Origin of the sequence: Microbispora sp. NBRC 16548, assembly GCF_030268985.1 — a bacterium.
GTDB classification, from domain to species: domain Bacteria; phylum Actinomycetota; class Actinomycetes; order Streptosporangiales; family Streptosporangiaceae; genus Microbispora; species Microbispora catharanthi.
Genome location: NZ_BSSF01000001.1, coordinates 650,534 through 666,844 on the forward strand (window position 1 = coordinate 650,534; position 16,311 = coordinate 666,844).

General features: G+C 72.9%; 18 protein-coding genes. 14 read left to right on the forward strand and 4 right to left on the reverse strand.

Going from position 1 to position 16,311, the window contains the following annotated elements:
• The first annotated feature begins 68 nt into the window (after positions 1–68).
• Together QSK36_RS02910 and QSK36_RS02915 are read left to right on the forward strand one after the other, a co-directional pair.
• Positions 69–272: a type II toxin-antitoxin system TacA family antitoxin gene (locus QSK36_RS02910; RefSeq protein ID WP_225898027.1), complete on the forward strand. Its 204-nt coding sequence runs from the start codon at positions 69–71 to the stop codon at positions 270–272.
• Positions 269–652, forward strand: a complete 384-nt coding sequence (locus QSK36_RS02915) for a type II toxin-antitoxin system death-on-curing family toxin (protein ID WP_183536454.1) — start codon at positions 269–271, stop codon at positions 650–652. Before QSK36_RS02910 ends, QSK36_RS02915 begins: the two co-directional genes overlap by 4 nt.
• Here the strand turns inward: QSK36_RS02915 and QSK36_RS02920 are convergent.
• Positions 636–1,277, reverse strand: a complete 642-nt coding sequence (locus QSK36_RS02920; RefSeq protein ID WP_183536456.1) for a TMEM175 family protein — start codon at positions 1,275–1,277, stop codon at positions 636–638. The genes QSK36_RS02915 and QSK36_RS02920 overlap by 17 nt on opposite strands.
• Before the next feature lie 226 nt (positions 1,278–1,503).
• On the opposite strand from QSK36_RS02920, the gene QSK36_RS02925 reads away from it, so the two are divergent.
• The 9 genes from QSK36_RS02925 (at position 1,504) to QSK36_RS02965 (ending at position 9,185) form a co-directional block, all read left to right on the forward strand.
• The gene (locus tag QSK36_RS02925; RefSeq protein ID WP_285781234.1) at positions 1,504–2,439 is read left to right on the forward strand and encodes a carbamate kinase; all 936 of its coding nucleotides are present in this window, start codon (positions 1,504–1,506) and stop codon (positions 2,437–2,439) included.
• A complete protein-coding gene (gene bar / locus QSK36_RS02930) occupies positions 2,439–3,545 on the forward strand; it encodes a barbiturase (protein WP_285781235.1) in 1,107 nt (368 codons plus the stop codon). The genes QSK36_RS02925 and bar overlap by 1 nt, the downstream gene beginning before the upstream one ends.
• Positions 3,546–3,581: 36 nt before the next feature.
• Positions 3,582–4,151 (forward strand): SseB family protein, encoded by a 570-nt coding sequence (locus tag QSK36_RS02935; protein WP_139574783.1) that lies wholly within the window; start codon positions 3,582–3,584, stop codon positions 4,149–4,151.
• A gap of 223 nt (positions 4,152–4,374) precedes the next feature.
• On the forward strand, positions 4,375–5,073 hold the full coding sequence (locus QSK36_RS02940) for a prepilin peptidase (RefSeq protein WP_285781236.1): 699 nt from the start codon (positions 4,375–4,377) through the stop codon (positions 5,071–5,073).
• Positions 5,074–5,166: 93 nt separating this feature from the next.
• Positions 5,167–6,345: a chorismate synthase gene (gene aroC, locus QSK36_RS02945; protein ID WP_285781237.1), complete on the forward strand. Its 1,179-nt coding sequence runs from the start codon at positions 5,167–5,169 to the stop codon at positions 6,343–6,345.
• 14 nt (positions 6,346–6,359) lie between these two features.
• Positions 6,360–6,872, forward strand: coding sequence for a shikimate kinase (locus QSK36_RS02950; protein WP_183536463.1), 513 nt, complete (start codon positions 6,360–6,362; stop codon positions 6,870–6,872).
• Positions 6,869–7,945 (forward strand): 3-dehydroquinate synthase, encoded by a 1,077-nt coding sequence (aroB, locus tag QSK36_RS02955; protein ID WP_183536465.1) that lies wholly within the window; start codon positions 6,869–6,871, stop codon positions 7,943–7,945. The genes QSK36_RS02950 and aroB overlap by 4 nt, the downstream gene beginning before the upstream one ends.
• Positions 7,942–8,376: a type II 3-dehydroquinate dehydratase gene (gene aroQ, locus QSK36_RS02960; protein WP_079314096.1), complete on the forward strand. Its 435-nt coding sequence runs from the start codon at positions 7,942–7,944 to the stop codon at positions 8,374–8,376. The genes aroB and aroQ overlap by 4 nt, the downstream gene beginning before the upstream one ends.
• A gap of 14 nt (positions 8,377–8,390) precedes the next feature.
• Positions 8,391–9,185 carry an SGNH/GDSL hydrolase family protein gene (locus QSK36_RS02965; protein WP_285781445.1) on the forward strand — a complete coding sequence of 265 codons (795 nt, stop codon included), beginning with the start codon at positions 8,391–8,393 and terminating at the stop codon, positions 9,183–9,185.
• 75 nt (positions 9,186–9,260) lie between these two features.
• Here QSK36_RS02965 and QSK36_RS02970 read toward each other — a convergent pair whose 3' ends face one another.
• Positions 9,261–9,752: an NUDIX hydrolase gene (locus QSK36_RS02970; protein ID WP_285781238.1), complete on the reverse strand. Its 492-nt coding sequence runs from the start codon at positions 9,750–9,752 to the stop codon at positions 9,261–9,263.
• 233 nt (positions 9,753–9,985) lie between these two features.
• Here QSK36_RS02970 and QSK36_RS02975 point away from each other — a divergent pair, with 233 nt between their 5' ends.
• Positions 9,986–10,726 carry a hypothetical protein gene (locus tag QSK36_RS02975; protein ID WP_285781239.1) on the forward strand — a complete coding sequence of 247 codons (741 nt, stop codon included), beginning with the start codon at positions 9,986–9,988 and terminating at the stop codon, positions 10,724–10,726.
• Positions 10,727–10,769: 43 nt separating this feature from the next.
• On the opposite strand, the gene QSK36_RS02980 is transcribed toward QSK36_RS02975, so the two are convergent.
• Positions 10,770–12,857: an ATP-dependent DNA helicase gene (locus QSK36_RS02980; protein ID WP_352239568.1), complete on the reverse strand. Its 2,088-nt coding sequence runs from the start codon at positions 12,855–12,857 to the stop codon at positions 10,770–10,772.
• 225 nt (positions 12,858–13,082) lie between these two features.
• Between QSK36_RS02980 and QSK36_RS02985 the strand changes: the two genes are divergently transcribed.
• Positions 13,083–14,321, forward strand: a complete 1,239-nt coding sequence (locus tag QSK36_RS02985) for a hypothetical protein (protein WP_285781240.1) — start codon at positions 13,083–13,085, stop codon at positions 14,319–14,321.
• A 47-nt stretch (positions 14,322–14,368) separates the two neighbouring features.
• A complete protein-coding gene (locus QSK36_RS02990; protein ID WP_285781241.1) occupies positions 14,369–15,958 on the forward strand; it encodes a Na+/H+ antiporter in 1,590 nt (529 codons plus the stop codon).
• 18 nt (positions 15,959–15,976) lie between these two features.
• Here QSK36_RS02990 and QSK36_RS02995 read toward each other — a convergent pair whose 3' ends face one another.
• Complete coding sequence (locus QSK36_RS02995) at positions 15,977–16,237, reverse strand: ubiquitin carboxyl-terminal hydrolase 14 (protein ID WP_142562839.1); 261 nt, start codon at positions 16,235–16,237, stop codon at positions 15,977–15,979.
• Positions 16,238–16,311 lie beyond the last annotated feature (74 nt).

A 16,311-nucleotide genomic window follows, 5' to 3' on the forward strand; every position in this document is an offset into this window, starting at 1 on the left:
CCAAGCGTTACCACTCCTATGCTATCGGTTGATGGTATCAGCGTGATACCGCGCCGTAGGATGGAGGCATGGCCATGACGCTTCGCCTGACCGACGAGCAGACCGAGGCCCTCCGGCGGCGTGCCGAGAAGGAAGGCCGGAGCATGCAGCAGATCGCCCTGCGCGCGATCGACGACTACCTTGCTCGCGTCGCCGACGACGAGTACACCGACATGTTGGCCGAGAAGGGGGCCCAGCGTTTCGCGGACCTCCTGCGCAGGCTGGGAGAGTGACCCGCTACATCAGCCTTGAGCAGGCGCTGCGCATCGCCCGGCATGCGACGGGAGCGACGGTCGAGGTTCGTGACATCGGGCTTCTCGAGGCAGCGCTGCTGCGTCCGCGGACGTCGTTGTTCGGGCGGGACGCCTACCCGGACCTGCTGACCAAGGCCGCGGCCATCCTGCACTCGATCGTCTCCAACCACCCGTTCGTGGACGGTAACAAGCGAGCGGCATGGCTCACGACGTATGTCTTCTGTGCGAAGAACGGAGTGGAGATCGAACCGCGGGACGACGACGTCGCCTACGACTTCGTGATCGCGGTCGCGTCGGGGAAGCTCACCGAGGTCGACGAGATCGCAGACGTGTTGCGCGGCTTCACCGTCTCATCCTGAGCACACGGACCGTGCCGGCGGCGACGAGCGGGGTCGCCAGCCACAGGAAGGGCACCGCGGTGACCGCCCACGCGCTCGCCGCGGCGGTCAGCAGCCAGTAGATCCCGATGGCCCAGTAGATGCAGGCGTTGCCGCGCAGCCGTCGCAGGTCGGCGTCCGGCCGGTGCACGCGCTGCGCCAGCACCAGGGTGAACAGCGCGCCCTGGGCGAGCAGCAGGATGGCCTCGTTGCCGGCGAACAGGCCGGTCGCCAGGGCCCTGCCGTCCGCCTCGGCCGGCAGGTGACTGGCGTTGGTCTCGCCGAAGATCGACGTCGTGTACGGCAGGACGGCCACGAAGAACAGCAGCGGGATGTGCAGCAGGAGCATCGACTGGGACACCCGCTCGATCTGGTCGAACAGCGTGTGATGGGCCCGCCAGGCGAACCAGAGCATGAGAAAGGCGATGGCGAAGGCCATGAAGGAGCCGAAGTGGTCGCCGAAGAAGGCGCCCAGCCGCTGGAAGTCCTCGCCCTCAGGGCGGGGGAGTTCCAGGGCGAGCAGCGTGATGGCGATCGCGAAGATCGCGTCGGCGAAGACGCCGACACGTTCGTGCGTGAGCCCGGGACGCACCTGAGGCGTGGCCATGCGGATCTCCATGAAAGGGGGGCAGTGGCGAGCATTCTGGCAGAAGTCGCCTCGGACCGGAGCCGGCCGGCGACGGGACGGCCATGCGCCCGGACCCCGGTGGAGACGGCCTCGCCGCTCGGTGCCGAGCGTGTTTGCCGAGCTTGGTGAAATCTGCCCATGAATGCGACAGGGGTGGGCGAGACTCGCCAATGAAGGCCCGGATGGGGCTGGATAGTTTCCGGGTGTGGGCGGACGCGTACTGATCGCACTGGGTGGCAACGCCATGACGGCTCCCGACGGGAGCGCGTCCCCGGCCGACCAGCAGCGGGCGATCGGCGAGGCGATGGCCCACGTGGCGGCGCTGAGCAGGGCCGGGCACGAGGTGGTGCTCACCCACGGCAACGGCCCCCAGGTCGGCAATCTCCTGCTGAAGAACCAGCTCGCCGCCCACGTCGTGCCGCCGGTGCCGCTCGACTGGTGTGTAGCCCAGACGCAGGGCACGATCGGCACGCTCATCATGAACGCCCTGCAGCGCGAGGCGGGGCACGCCCGGGTGGCGGCGATCGTCACCCGCACGCTCGTGGACCCGGCCGACCCGGCGTTCCAGGACCCCGTCAAGCCGATCGGGCGGTACTTCGGGGAGGACGAGGCGCGCCGATTCGAGGGGCACGGCCAGGTGTGGCGGCGCTTCGACCGCGGATGGCGCCGGGTGGTCGCCTCGCCGCGGCCCGTGGAGATCCTGGACGCCCCCGCAGCCGTCGCGCTCATCGACGCCGGGTTCACCGTCGTCGCCGCGGGAGGCGGGGGAGTGCCGGTCGTGCGCGGGGAGGACGGCACGCTGACCGGAATCGAGGCCGTGATCGACAAGGATCTCGCCGCCGCCGCGCTGGCGGTCGCCGTCGGCGCCACCGACCTGGTGATCGCGACCGACGTGCCGTACGCCGCCGTCGACTTCGGCACGCCCCGCGCCCGCCCGATCGGGGAGATCGACGTGGCCGCCCTGCGCGAGTTGCAGGCGGCCGGTCACTTCGCCGGAGGCAGCATGGGACCCAAGGTCGAGGCCGCCCTGTGCTTCGCCGAGGAGACCGGGGGGCGGGCCGTGATCACCTCGCTGCACCACATCGGTGCCGCGCTGTCAGGAAATATCGGTACGAGGGTGTACAGAGGGGTGGAGAGATAGTGCCGGATCCGATCGAGGTACGGAAGGTCCCCATCGAGAGCGTCACCGACGCCTCCGGGCTGGCGAGGCTGATCGACGACGGCGTGATCGAGGCCGACCGCGTGCTGGCCGTGATCGGCAAGACCGAGGGCAACGGCGGCGTGAACGACTACACGCGGATCCTGGCCGACCGGGCCTTCCGCGAGGTGCTCGTGACCAAGGGCACGCGTACGGCCGAGGAGGTCGCGCAGGTGCCCCTGGTGTGGTCCGGCGGCACCGACGGCGTGCTCAGCCCGCACGCGACGATCTTTGCGACCGTCGATCCGGCCACGGCCGTACGGACCGACGAGCCGCGGGTGAGCGTCGGCGTGGCGATGAGCGAGGTGATCCTCCCCGAGGACATCGGCAGGCCCGCCATGGTCGAGAAGGTGGCCGCCGGGGTGCGCGAGGCGATGAAGATCGCTGGCATCGACGACCCGGCCGACGTCCACTACGTGCAGACCAAGACGCCGCTGCTCACGCTGTCCACGATCACCGACGCCAAGGAGCGCGGCCGGACGGTCGTCACCGAGGACACGCTGAAGTCGATGGACATCTCCAACTCCACCACGGCGCTCGGCATCGCCGTCGCGCTCGGGGAGATCGAGACGCCTTCGGCGGAGCAGATCCACAAGGACCTGTCGCTCTACTCGTCGGTCGCCTCCTGCTCCAGCGGCGTCGAGCTCGACCGGGCCCAGATCGTCGTGGTGGGCAACGTACGCGGGATCGGCGGGCGCTACCGCGCCGGTCACTCGGTCATGAAGGACGCCCTGGACGCCGACGGGATCTGGGAGGCCATCCGCGGCGCGGGCGTCGACCTGCCGGAGCGCCCGCACCCGGACGACCTCGGCGACCGGCTGGTGAACCTGTTCATCAAGTGCGAGGCCGACCCGTCGGGCCGCGTACGCGGGCGGCGCAACATCATGCTCGACGACTCCGACGTCCACTGGCATCGCCAGATCAAGGCGACCGTCGGCGGGGTGGCGGCGAGCGTGAGCGGCGACCCGGCCGTGTTCGTCTCCGTGGCGGCGGTCCATCAGGGCCCGTCCGGCGGAGGCCCCGTGATCGCCATCGCCGACCTGGGCTGACGCCTCCGGCGCGGTCCTTGGGTAGGGTCGGGAGACGTGCCATCGATTCCGCAGCCCCTGCGCCCCGACGACGACGGCGGCACCGACGCGTCCGTCGCGTCGGCGCTGTCGGCGTTCCAGGCCGGCACGGCGACGGCGGCCGACGTCCTGGCGGCGCTCGCCGGGACGAGGCTGCTGGTGCCCGTGGTCGCGCTGCTCACCGAGTCGGAAGTGGGGGAGCACGGCCTGCGCCAGGAGAAGGAGAGCGAGATGGCCCTCCCGAAACTGGTCGGCAAGGACGGTCGTGAGGCCGTGCTCGCCTTCACCGGGACAGAGCCGATGCGCAGGTGGCGCCCGGACGCCCGGCCGGTGCAGGCCACGGCCCCGCAGGTCTGCCAGGCGGCGCGGCACGAGAGCGCCGCCGCCGTGGTGGTGGACGTGGCCGGGCCGGTCCCGTTCGTGATCGAGGGCGGCATGCTGCAGGCCCTCGCCACGGTGGAGGAGGCCAAGCGGGACGCCTCCGCCGTGGACCGCCTCGCCCGCGAGGTGCCGGGCGCCACGGTGGCCCGTCTGGGGACCGCGGAGGACAAGCGCCGCGGCCGCTGGTGGAGCCGCCGCCGCGCCTGAGCGGCCTCGACCGCCGCCCGGCTCCTCCTGCCTGACACGCCTGCGCCGCCGTAGCCCGCGAACATCCGCCCGACGCCGGCCGACCTCCTGTGACGCTCGACCCGCTGCGGGCCGAGACGGGCCGCGCGGCCGGCCACGGCCGCGTCGTCCACAGGAACGCGGTCGTCCACAGGGGAGCCCGCACCCCGGCCCTTGGCGGCGCGCGGGCGTTAGTGTCGGCCGCGTGCCCCTCGTCGTCCTCGCCGCCGCCGTACTCGGCCTGATCGCTGGCGCGTACGCGCGGGCGGCCTCCGGCGGATTCGGCGCGGAGCCGGACGACCGGCGCGAGAGCCGACGCGGAGAGGCGCGGAAGGCTTTCGCGGCGGCGGCCCGCACCGTGCCGCTGCCCCGCCCGCCGTACGCGGTCGAGGGCGCGACCGCGCTGGCCGCGGCGCTGGTGGCCTGGCGCGTCCACGACGGCTGGGTGCTCGCCGCGTGGCTGTACGCCGTGGTGGCGGGGGCCGCGCTCGCGGAGATCGACCGGAGGACCTGGCGGCTGCCCGACGCGATCACGCTGCCGTCGTACCCGATCCTGCTGGCCCTGCTCGCGCCGTCCGGCCGTCTGCTGCCCGCGGTGGCGTCGGGTTGCGCGCTCGGCGCCGTCTACGCCGTGCTGTGGTTCGCCCGCCCCACGGGCCTCGGGCTCGGCGACGTCAAGCTGGCCGGGCTGATCGGCCTGCTCACCGGCGCGCTCGGCGTGCAGGCCACGGTCGTCGCCGGGATGGCGGGCCAGGTCCTCGGCGCGCTGTACGCCGTGGGGCTGCTCCTGGCCCGCAGAGCCACCCGCACGACCGAGTTCCCGTTCGGCCCGTTCATGCTCGCGGGGGCGCTCGTCGCAGTGGCCTTTCCCGGGGCTTTCCCAGGGGCTTTCCCCGGCGGGTAGCACGTGCGGTTTCCGGGTCAGGGGGCATCCGCGTACGGTCATGGGGGTGTCAGGGGGACGCCGCAGTCGGGCGCACATGGAAGACTTGTCACCATGCTGCGCTGGTTGACCGCCGGGGAGTCACACGGCCCCGAGCTTCTCGCGATCCTGGAAGGCCTGCCCGCCGGGGTGGAGGTGACCACCGCCGACCTCGCCGAGGCGCTGCGCCGCCGCCGTCTCGGATACGGCCGCGGGGCGCGGATGAAGTTCGAACAGGACGAGGTGACGATCTCCGGCGGCGTACGGCACGGCCGCACGCTCGGCTCGCCCGTCGCGATCCGCATCGGCAACACCGAGTGGCCGAAGTGGGAGACCGTGATGGCCGCCGATCCGGTGGACCCGGCGCTGCTGGAGGGCCAGGCGCGCAACGCGCCGCGGTCGCGGCCCCGCCCCGGCCACGCGGACCTCGCCGGCATGCAGAAGTACGGCTTCGACGACGCGCGGCCGGTGCTCGACCGGGCCAGCGCCCGGGAGACCGCCGCCCGGGTGGCGCTCGGCCAGGTCGCCCGCGCCTTCCTCAAGCAGGCCCTGGGCGTCGACATCGTCAGCCACGTGACCTCGATCGGCGAGGCCGTCGCGCCCCGCGAGGTGCTTCCCGGCCCCGGCGACATGGAGGCGGTGGACGCCGACCCGGTGCGCTGCGTCGACCCGGCCGCGAGCGCGGCGATGGTCGCCGAGATCGACAAGGCGCACAAGGACGGCGACACCCTCGGCGGCGTGGTCGAGGTCGTCGCCTACGGCCTGCCGCCGGGCCTCGGCAGCTACACCCACTGGGACCGCCGTCTCGACTCCCGCCTCGCCGGGGCGCTCATGGGCATCCAGGCGATCAAGGGGGTCGCGGTCGGGGACGGCTTCGAGACCGCCCGCCGCCCCGGCTCGCGGGCCCACGACGAGATCGAGAACACCCCCGAGGGCGTGCGCCGGATGACCAACCGGGCCGGCGGCGTCGAGGGCGGCATGACCAACGGCGAGCCGCTGCGGGTGAGCGCCGCGATGAAGCCGATCTCCACCGTGCCCCGCGCGCTCGCCACGGTCGACGTGCTGACCGGCGAACCGGCCAAGGCGCACCACGAGCGCTCGGACGTCTGCGCGGTCCCGGCCGCCGCGATCGTCGCCGAGGCGATGGTGGCGCTGGTGCTCGCGGACGCGGCCGTCGAGAAGTTCGGCGGCGACTCCGTCGAAGAGGTCGCGCGCAACCTGTCGGGTTACCTGTCGTCCCTGGTCATCAAGTAATAGGGTTTGTGATCATGCAATCGGCGTCCCAAGGCCCCGCCGCGGTCCTCATCGGCCCGCCCGGCTCGGGCAAGTCCACGGTCGGGCGGCTCCTCGCGGACCGCCTCGGCCTGCCGTTCCGCGACACCGACGCCGACGTCGAGGCCGTCGCGGGCAAGACCGTCAGCGACGTGTTCGTGGAGGACGGCGAGGAGAGGTTCCGCGAGCTGGAGGCGCAGGCCGTGCGCGACGCGCTGGAGACGCACCCGGGCGTGCTCGCGCTCGGCGGCGGCGCGATCCTGCACGAGCACACTCAGAAGCTGCTGTCCGGCCACCGGGTCGTGTACCTCCAGGTCGGGCTCGACCAGGCGGTCAAGCGGGTCGGCCTCGCCTCGGCCCGCCCGCTGCTGGTGCTGAACCCGCGCAGCCGGCTGAGGCAGCTGATGGAGCAGCGCCGTCCTCTCTACGAGGGCCTCGCCGCGATCACCGTCGCCACCGACGGCCGCGAGCCCGAGGACGTGGTGACCGAGATCGAGGGGGCGCTGTGACCGCGACGCGCATCACCGTGCGCGGCGAGAGCCCGTACGACGTCGTCGTCGGCACCGATGTGCTGCCGGAGCTGCCGGGCCTGCTGGACGCGAAGGTGCGCACGGTCGCCGTGATCCACCCCGCCGGGCTGCCCGAGATCGCCAGGCCCGTGCGCGAGACTCTGGAGGGCGCCGGACACGAGGTCGTCGCCCTGCCCGTGCCGGACGGCGAGGAGGCCAAGTCCGTCCACGTCGCGGCCGAGCTGTGGTCGGCGTTCGGCCGGTACGGCATCACGCGTTCCGACGCGGTCGTCGGCGTCGGCGGCGGGGCGACCACCGACCTGGCCGGATTCGTGGCCGCGACGTGGCTGCGCGGCGTCCAGGTCGTGCAGGTGCCGACCACGCTGCTGGCCATGGTGGACGCGGCCGTCGGCGGCAAGACCGGGATCAACACCCCCGAGGGCAAGAACCTGGTCGGGTCCTTCCACCCGCCGAAGGGCGTGCTGTGCGACCTGGCCACGCTGGCGAGCGTGCCGCGCGAGGACTACGTCGCCGGCCTCGCCGAGATCATCAAGGGCGGGTTCATCGCCGACCCCACGATCCTCATGCTGATCGAGGACGACCCCGCCGCCGCCCGCACCCCCGAGGGCGAGCACACCCGCGAGCTGGTCGAGCGCAAGATCCGGGTGAAGGCCGACGTCGTCGGGGCGGACCTGCGCGAAAGCGGCATCCGGGAGATCCTCAACTACGGCCACACCCTCGCCCACGCGATCGAGCGGGTCGAGGACTACCGCATCAGGCACGGCGAGGCCGTGGCCATCGGGCTGGTCTACGCCGCCGAGCTGTCCCGGCTCGACGGTCGCGTCGGCCGCGACGTCGTGGACCGCACACGCTCGATCCTCGAGTCGGTCGGGCTGCCCACCTCCTACCGCGCCGACGCCTGGCCGCGGCTGCGCGAGCACATGCGCGTGGACAAGAAGGCCAGGGGAGCGGTGCTGCGGTTCGTCGTGCTCGACGACATCGGCAGGCCCGCCCGCCTGGAGAACCCCTCGGAGGAACTGCTCGAAGCCGCCTACCGGGAGGTCGCCCGATGAGGCAGGTGCTCGTCCTTAACGGGCCCAACCTGGGCCGTCTCGGCAGCCGGGAGCCCGACGTCTACGGCGCGCAGACCTTCGACGACCTGGCGGCCCTGTGCCGCGAGACCGGCCGCGAGCTGGGCCTGTCGGTGGAGGTCAGGCAGACCGACGACGAGGCCGAACTGGTGAGCTGGATCCACGAGGCGGCCGACAGCAGGACCCCCGTGGTCCTCAACCCCGCCGCCTTCACCCACTATTCGTACGCGCTGCGCGACGCGATCGCGCAGCGTACGGCTCCGCTGGTCGAGGTGCACATCTCCAACCCGAACGCGCGGGAGGAGTTCCGTCACACCTCGGTCGTGGCGGCGGTGGCCACCGGGACGATCGCGGGGTTCGGCATGCGGTCGTACGAGCTCGCGCTGCGCGCGATCGCGGACATGGGCGAGTGACGAAAGAAGGGATCATGGGCTACCGGTCGTACGTGGCGGTCGGAGACAGCTTCACCGAGGGACTCAACGACCCCCTCCCGGACGCGCCCCCTCCGGCGCCGGGTGAGGTGGTCCGTTACCGGGGCTGGGCCGACCGGGTCGCCGAACGGCTCGCCTTACTCGAACCGGACTTCCGCTACGCCAACCTCGCGGTGCGGGGCAAGCTGATCGACCAGATCGTCGCCGACCAGGTGCCCGTGGCCGTCGGGTTGAGGCCCGACCTCATCAGCTTCTGCGCGGGCGGCAACGACCTCATCCGCCCCGGCGCCGACCCCGACCAGATGGCCAAGAAGCTGGCCGGCGCCGTACGCGACCTGCGGGCCACCGGCGCCGACGTCGTGCTGTTCACCGGGACCGATCCTCGGGACACCCCGATCATGCGGCAGCTGCGCGGCAAGTTCGCGATCTTCTTCATGCACGTGCGCTCGATCGCCGACCTGTACGGCTGCCACCTGGTGGACATGTGGTCGATGCAGGGGCTGCGGGACTGGCGGGCCTGGAGCGGCGACCGGCTGCACATGAACGCCGAGGGCCACCGCCTGGTCGCGGCCCGGGTGCTGCACGTGCTGGGCGTGCCCGGCGAGGACGACTGGCGCAAGACCTGGCCGCCCCGGGAGACGGTGGACCCGAGGGCCAAGCGCCGCGAGGACGTGCAGTGGCTCAGGGAGCACTTCGGCCCGTGGATCGGGCGGCGCCTTCGCGGCACGTCCTCCGGCGACGGCCTCGCCCCCAAGCGGCCCGAGCTCGGTCCGCTGCCCCCTGCTACCTAACCCTGCTCCCTGCCCCTGCTCCCTCTCCCTGACCCGGTGGCCCGCGCCGCGGTGCCGGCGCGTCCCCGCAGACGACTACGCCGGCGTGCCGGCCCGCGCCGTCGCGCGGCGCAGGCTCCGTGACGTCCAGGGTGGGCACTCCGGATCGCCTTCGGCCTCCGCGGCGGTGAGCCAGAGGAATTCCTCCACCTCCTCCGGCGAGGCGGCCACGGGCTGGGCGTGGGGCGGCATCGTCGCGCGGAAGACCACGTTGACGACGGGGTCGCCGTCGTCGGTGACGAAGAACCCGCTCTCCACATAGGAGAGCCCGGCTCCCGTGATGTCGACTCCGATCTCCTCGGCGACCTCACGCCGTGCCGTCTCCTCGAGCACGTCGAGTCCCGCGCCGTCGACCTCGACCTTGCCGCCCACGCCGGCGAGCGTGCCGGGTGCGTGAGCCTCCCGCCTGCCGCGCCGGATGAGCAGCCACCGGCCGTCTCGCTCCAGGAAGACCTCGACGTTCACGACGAAGGCCGGTCGGCCGCCCCGGGTGAGGCCCACCGACGTGACAGGGGTGTCAGCGCTCATGCCCCCGCACTCTACGCGCGGTTGCGGGCCTCACGCCCTGCCCGAGGCGCGGATGGCGCCGTCCGGCCCCCGCACCGGCGCCACCCGCAGCCCGGCCGGCGCGAACGCCGCCTCAGACCGGAAGAGGTCCTACCACGGTCCGATGTGCGACGGGCGGACAACGCGCGAAGATCCTGCTTCACGACCACCGGCGCAGGGGACGCCGATGCCGGAGTCGAGCAAGGGGAGTGACGATGGCGTGGAAACGACGGCGCGTGCCCCGGCGGGGACGGGTGTGGCTGCTCGTCGTGCTCGCGGCCCTGCCGATCGCGGCGGCCGCCGTCGTGGCGGTGGCCTTCCCGTCGGTCGCCGCCACGACCTGCCCCGGCTGTTACGGGCTGGAGCGGCTGGCCCCGGATGTCTACGCGGAATCGGGACTGCCGCCGGACCGGAGGCGGCAGGTGGTCTCCACCGTGGAGGAGGCGGAGCGGCGCGTCCGCGACTTCTACGGCGGCAGGCAGGCCTCTCCGCGGATCCTCGCCTGCCTCAGCGGCCGCTGTTACCGCCGGATCGGCGGCGGAGGGGAGCGGGGCGTCGCGGTGCTGAACCGCGCGGTGATGCTGTCGCCCGAGGGCGTGGATCCGGTCATCGCCTCACACGAGATGTCGCACGTCGAACTGCATGCCCGGCTCGACTCCGGTGGTGCGGAGGTGCCCCAGTGGTTCGACGAGGGCCTTGCCGTCCTGGTCGCCGGCGACCCGCGGTATCTCGCGCCGGAGACGGCGGCCGACCGCTGCCTGGTGAGCACGGACGCCGCGCTGCCGGTGACGCTGGACGCCTGGCTGCGGGCGGCCGGCGCCGACCGGCGCACCTACGCGAAGGCGGCGTGCCGGGTGAGCCGATGGGTCACCGCGAACGGCGGGCCGCACGCCGTGCTCGACCTCGTCCGGCGCCTGAACGCGGGGGAGACGTTCGGCGCGGCCACGAAGATGTGACCGGAGCCGGAGCGGCCGGGTCTCCCGCACGCGGAGGCCCGGCTCAGGAGCCGGCGGTGAGGCGGCGCAGGGCGTCGCGGACCTTCGCGGGATCGGTGGTGCGCCAGAAGGGCGGCAGCGAGTTGAGCAGGAACCCGCTGTAACGGGCGGTGGCGAGCCTCGGATCGAGAACGGCGACGACGCCCCGGTCGTCCATCGACCGCAGCAGCCGGCCCGCGCCCTGCGCCAGCAGCAACGCGGCGTGGGTGGCCGCCACCGCCATGAAACCGTTGCCCCCCGTGGCCGCCACGTGCCGCTGCCGGGCCGAGGCGAGCGGGTCGTCGGGACGCGGGAACGGGATCCTGTCGATGATCACCAGGGTCAGCGACGGGCCCGGCACGTCGACGCCCTGCCACAGGGACAGCGTGCCGAACAGGCAGGTGGCGGGGTCGCCCGCGAACTGCTTGACGAGCTGCGAGGTCGAGTCGTCGCCCTGGCAGAGCAGCGGCACGTCGAGCCGCTCGCGCAGCGCCTCCGTGGCGGCCTTCGCGGCCCGCATGGAGGAGAACAGGCCGAGCGTCCGGCCGCCGGCCGCCTCGATGAGCTCGGCGATCTCGTCGACGTACGCCTCGGGCAGGCCGTCGCGGCCGGGTTGAGGGAGATGCGTGGCGACGTAGAGGATGCCCCGGCGCGGGTGATCGAACGGCGAGCCGACGTCGAGGCCGGTCCACTCCCCGGTTCGCAGGCCCCACTGGCGGGACAGGCTGTCGAACGAGCCGCCGAGTGCGAGCGTCGCGCTCGTGAGGACGACGGTGCGGTCGCCGAACAGCTTGTCGCGCAGCATGCCGCCGACCGACAGCGGCGCCACCCGCAGGGTGGGAGGAACGCGCCCGCGCCCCTCCTCCAGCCAGACGACCTCCGCCCGGTGGACCTCCTCGGACCGCGCGTCACCTGGGCCGCCGTTCGCGCCGCGCTCCGAATCCCGTGAGCCTCCTGAGTCCCGTGAGTCCCCCGTGTCCTCCGCGTCGTCTCCGGCCTCGTCGCGGCCGGCCGCCGGGCCGAAGGCGTCGAGCATCCGCTGGGCGGTGTCGTGCACCTCGTCCAGCGCCGTGAAGGCGGCCTTGCGCAGCCCGGCGTTCTCCGGGTCGTCCTTGTCCTTGTTACGCGGTCCGAGGGCCGTGATGCAGGCGAAGGCGGCGTCGCGCACCAGCGCGAGCGTTATTCCGAGTGACCCCGGCAGCGTGTCGACGCGGCCGGGCGGGGCGACGGCCAGCAGGGAGCGCAGGTCCTCACCCGCCTCCTGGAGCCGGTCGGCCACCCCCTGCTCGATGAGCCGTCCGGCCCGGCGCACGGCGAGGCTCACCGTGCTCTCCGACAGCTCTCCGGTGACCACCGACGTCACCCGGTCGACCAGCTCGTGCGCCTCGTCCACCACGACCACGTCGTGCTCGGGCAGGACCGCGAAGTCCTCCATGGCGTCGATCGCCAGCAGCGCGTGGTTGGTCACCACGACGTCGGCCTCGCCCGCGCGCTCCCGCGCGAGCTCGGCGAAGCAGTCGGCGCCGCTGGGGCACCGCTGGGCCCCCAGGCACTCCCGGGCCGTCACGGAGAACTGCCGCCAGGCCTGGTCGCTCACGCCGGGCACGATCTCGTCGCGGTCGCCGGTCTCGGTCTCGTTGGCCCACTCCTGGATGCGCTGCACCATCCGGCCGGTGGCGCTGACCTCACGCGGGTCGAAGAGCTGGTCGTCCTCGTCCTCGGGCATCCCGTCGGCCATCTTGTGGCGGCACAGGTAGTTGCGGCGGCCCTTCAGAATCGCGAACTCGGGCCGGTGCGGCAGCAGGCTCTCCAGCGCGTCGGCCAGCCGGGGCAGGTCGCGGTCGACCAGCTGGCGTTGCAGCGCGATCGTGGCGGTGGACACCACCACGGCCTCGCCCTTCTCGGCCGCGTGCCTGATCGCGGGCACGAGGTAGGCCAGCGACTTGCCGGTGCCGGTGCCGGCCTGCACCGCGAGGTGCTCCTCGCTCTCGACGGCGTCGCGCACCGCCTGTGCCATCTTGACCTGCCCCGGGCGCTCGACGCCGCCCAGTGCGGTCACCGCGGCGGTGAGGAGTTCTTCGACGGGCGGGAGCTCGGGACGGTCCTTGGGCACGGAAGAACGCTACCCGGTGCCACCGACATCCTGTGCGTGTCCGCCCCACCACATCCTGGCGTTCCAGGAACTCCCTCCCGGCACGCGTGGCACACTGAGATGTCAGTGCTCTCAAGGTCAACGGCGATCTACCCAGTGAGGTCGAAAAGGGACGAAACGGAAGTTTCGCGAGGGTTCCCGAGATCGAGTGGACGGAAAAGGGCAGGTAAAGGCACTATGTCTGCCATGTCGGAAGTTGTCCCACTGCCATCGTTCGGCGAGGTGTTCTTCGACGCACGAGGCCAGGACCGTGTGCTCCGGGTCACGTGGCACGACGGCACGTTGGTGCTGAGCCTGTGGCGGGGCGAGATGTGCACGGCCAGTTTCCGCATGCCCATGAACGACGTGGGACGGCTGATCGACACTCTCGACGAGGGTTTCGCCGAGGCGGGTGGCGAGGAGCAGGACGCCGGGACGGGACCGTTCCCGCGGCAGGGAACGGCGGGCCAGGACGGCTACGCCCCCCAGGAGGGGTACCCCGCGCACCCGCAGGACCAGGGGCAGGACGCCTACGCGACCCAGGTCCACGACCCGTACGCCACGCAGGTCCACGACCCGTACGCGGCCGAATCCCCGGACGCGTACGCGACGCGGGCCCAGGACGCCTACGCCGTGCCCGACGCGTACGCGGGGCAGCCCGGTGACGGATACGCGGCGCAGGACCCCTACGGCGCGCCCCAGAACGCGCCGCACAACGCGTCCCAGATCCCGTACGGCCAGGTCCGGGACGGGTACGCCGCCGACGAGGGCCACGCCACCGCGCCCGACGGCTACGGCCAGGCCCCGGACGGGTACGGCAGGGCCCGCGACGGCTACGCCCAGGGCGAGAACGGATACGTTGCCCGGGACCGCCGCGGGTCGCACGACGCCGGGTTCCCCGAGCAGCCCGCCCCGTCCGACTACAACTACCCGGACTATCCCGGCCCCGATTATCCGGGGACGGGGCAGTACGCCCGTCCGCCGGTGCCGCCGCCCGCCCCGGCCCCCGAGGCCTACCCGGCGCCCGCCGCGCTCGGCCCCAACGACGTGCTCGTCGCCCGGGGCACGCCCACCCAGGACCGCCTCGTCGCGTCCTCGGCCCAGACCGGGCCGCAGCCGGCCTACCCCCAGGCTCCGCAACCTCACGTCCCGCAGCCCGCGGGGCAGCAGCCCGGGGCGGTCGACCCGAGCGACCCCCTCGGCCTCGGCGCGGTCCGGCCCTACGTCAACGAGCCGTACGCGAACGAGCACTACGCGAGCGAACCGCCGCTCTACACCACGGGCGAGCGCCTGCGGCCGGACCAGTGGCCGGCCGGTCAGGCCCCGGACCAGCACGCCGAGCACGAGCGCCGCGGGGGGCGGCGCGGCGGGCAGCCCCCCGCGGACTCCCCGATCCCGTGGTCGGACGAGGACGGGGAGGGCTGGGACACCTCGCGGGGGTGGTGAGGGCCCCGGTCCGCGGGAGTTCCAGCTGTAAGTAACCTCGTCGTTTGATGGACACATCAACGGCACTGCAGTTCCTCCTGCTCCCGGCCGGCGCCCTCGGCGTCGCCGCCCTGGCCAGATGGCGCAACTGGTCGGCCCCACTGCTCCTGGTGGTGGCCGGCCTGGCCGCCTCCTACGTGCCCGGGATCCCCGACTACAGCCTCGACCCCCATATCGTCCTGGTGGTCTTCCTGCCGCCGATGCTCTACTCGGCGGCGCTGGACAGCTCATACCTGCGGCTGCGCGACGCCGCCAGGCCCGTCGGCCTCCTGGCCGTCGGGCTCGTCCTGGCGACCACCCTGGTGGTCGGCTTCGTCGCGCACGCGATCGTCCCCCAGCTCCCGCTCGCGGCGGCCTTCGCGCTCGGCGCGATCGTCGCCCCTCCCGACGCCGTGTCGGCGGTCGCCATCGGACGCAGGCTCGGCCTGCCGCGACGCGCGCTGACCATCCTCGTGGGCGAGAGCCTGTTCAACGACGCCACGGCGCTGACCGCCTACCGGGTCGCGGTCGGCGCGGTGACCGGCGCCGCCGCCGACCTGCTCGACATCGGCGGGCAGTTCCTCCTGGCCGCCGGCCTCGGCGTGGCGATCGGCCTCGCCATCGCCTACCTCGCCGGGTTCGTGCTGCGGCGGCTCGACGACGCGCTGATCGCCAACGGCGTCTCGCTGCTCGTGCCGTACGCCGCCTATCTCGCGGCCGAGGCGGTGCACGCCTCCGGGGTGATCGCCGTCGTGATCGTCGGCATCTACCTGGGCCACGAGCTCAGCCGGACGACGTACGGCACCCGGCTGCTGTCGGGCGCGGTGTGGAAGGTCGCCGACCTGGTGCTGGAGTCGATCGTGTTCGCCCTGATCGGCCTGCAACTGCGCCCGATCATCGCCGGGCTGAACGGCGAGCGGCCGGGAGAGCTGGCGACGTACGCGATCGTGCTGTTCCTGGTGGTCGTGCTCGTGCGGATCGCGTGGGTGCCGCCCAGCACCTACCTGCCGCGGATGCTGTCGAAGCGGGTGCGCGCCAGGGAGCCCAAGACGCCGTCCTGGCAGAACGTGATGCTGACGAGCTGGGCGGGCATGCGCGGGGTGGTGTCGCTGGCCGCGGCCTTCGCCCTGCCCGAGCACTTCCCCCAGCGCAACCTGCTGCTGTTCCTGACGTTCGCGATCGTCGTGGGCACGCTGATCGTCCACGGGCTCTCGTTCCCCTGGCTGATCAGGCGGCTGGGCGTCTCCACGGCCCGGGAGCGGTACGGCGACGACCTCGCGGAGGCGGGCGCTCAGCAGGCCGCCGCGGCCGCGGCCCTGGCGCGGCTGGAGGAGCTCACCTCCGACGGCGTGCTGGACGTCCACGAAGAGGTCGTCGACCAGTTGCGCACCCGCTCCGAGCGCCGGGCCCTGCACGCCTGGGAGCGGCTCGGCGGCGGCACCGGCCCCGAGGGCGAGGAGACGCCCGCCTCGCTCTACCGGCGGCTGCGCCGCGAGATGCTCGCCGCGGAACGCGAGGTGTTCGTGCGGCTGCGCGACGAGCGGCGCATCGACGACGAGGTACTCCACCGCGTCATGCAGGAGCTCGACTTCGAGGAGGCGACGCTCGAACGCGGCTGAGTGAACTCAGGGCGCGGTCTATTGGCTCAGGCGCTGGTCCACGAAGCACCAGCGCCAGTTCTCTCCCGGCTCGAACGAGCGGATCACCGGGTGGCCGGTCTCCTTGTAGTGGGCGGTGGCGTGCTTGCCAGGAGAGGAGTCGCAGCAGCCGATGTGGCCGCACTCCAGGCACTTGCGCAGGTGGACCCATCGCATGCCGCGCTCCAGGCACTCCTGGCAGCCTTCGGGCGTGAGCGGCTCAGGGTCGGCCGCCACGAGCAGGTGTTCGCAATTCCCCATGCCGCAGATGCTACGGCCCGCGATCGGGTGCCCGTCGCGCCCCCGCGCCCGTGAGCCGTGTACGCCGAACCTCT

Excerpts from the sequence above, each read along its gene's own strand:
- aroQ (WP_079314096.1), top strand. The coding sequence starts at position 7,942 with ATGAGGCAGGTGCTCGTCCTTAACGGGCCCAACCTGGGCCGTCTCGGC.
- QSK36_RS02920 (WP_183536456.1), bottom strand. The coding sequence starts at position 1,277 with ATGGCCACGCCTCAGGTGCGTCCCGGGCTCACGCACGAACGTGTCGGC.
- aroC (WP_285781237.1), top strand. The coding sequence starts at position 5,167 with ATGCTGCGCTGGTTGACCGCCGGGGAGTCACACGGCCCCGAGCTTCTC.
- QSK36_RS02910 (WP_225898027.1), top strand. The coding sequence starts at position 69 with ATGGCCATGACGCTTCGCCTGACCGACGAGCAGACCGAGGCCCTCCGG.
- QSK36_RS02995 (WP_142562839.1), bottom strand. The coding sequence starts at position 16,237 with ATGGGGAATTGCGAACACCTGCTCGTGGCGGCCGACCCTGAGCCGCTC.
- QSK36_RS02990 (WP_285781241.1), top strand. The coding sequence starts at position 14,369 with ATGGACACATCAACGGCACTGCAGTTCCTCCTGCTCCCGGCCGGCGCC.
- QSK36_RS02985 (WP_285781240.1), top strand. The coding sequence starts at position 13,083 with ATGTCGGAAGTTGTCCCACTGCCATCGTTCGGCGAGGTGTTCTTCGAC.
- QSK36_RS02950 (WP_183536463.1), top strand. The coding sequence starts at position 6,360 with ATGCAATCGGCGTCCCAAGGCCCCGCCGCGGTCCTCATCGGCCCGCCC.
- QSK36_RS02970 (WP_285781238.1), bottom strand. The coding sequence starts at position 9,752 with ATGAGCGCTGACACCCCTGTCACGTCGGTGGGCCTCACCCGGGGCGGC.
- QSK36_RS02965 (WP_285781445.1), top strand. The coding sequence starts at position 8,391 with ATGGGCTACCGGTCGTACGTGGCGGTCGGAGACAGCTTCACCGAGGGA.
- QSK36_RS02975 (WP_285781239.1), top strand. The coding sequence starts at position 9,986 with ATGGCGTGGAAACGACGGCGCGTGCCCCGGCGGGGACGGGTGTGGCTG.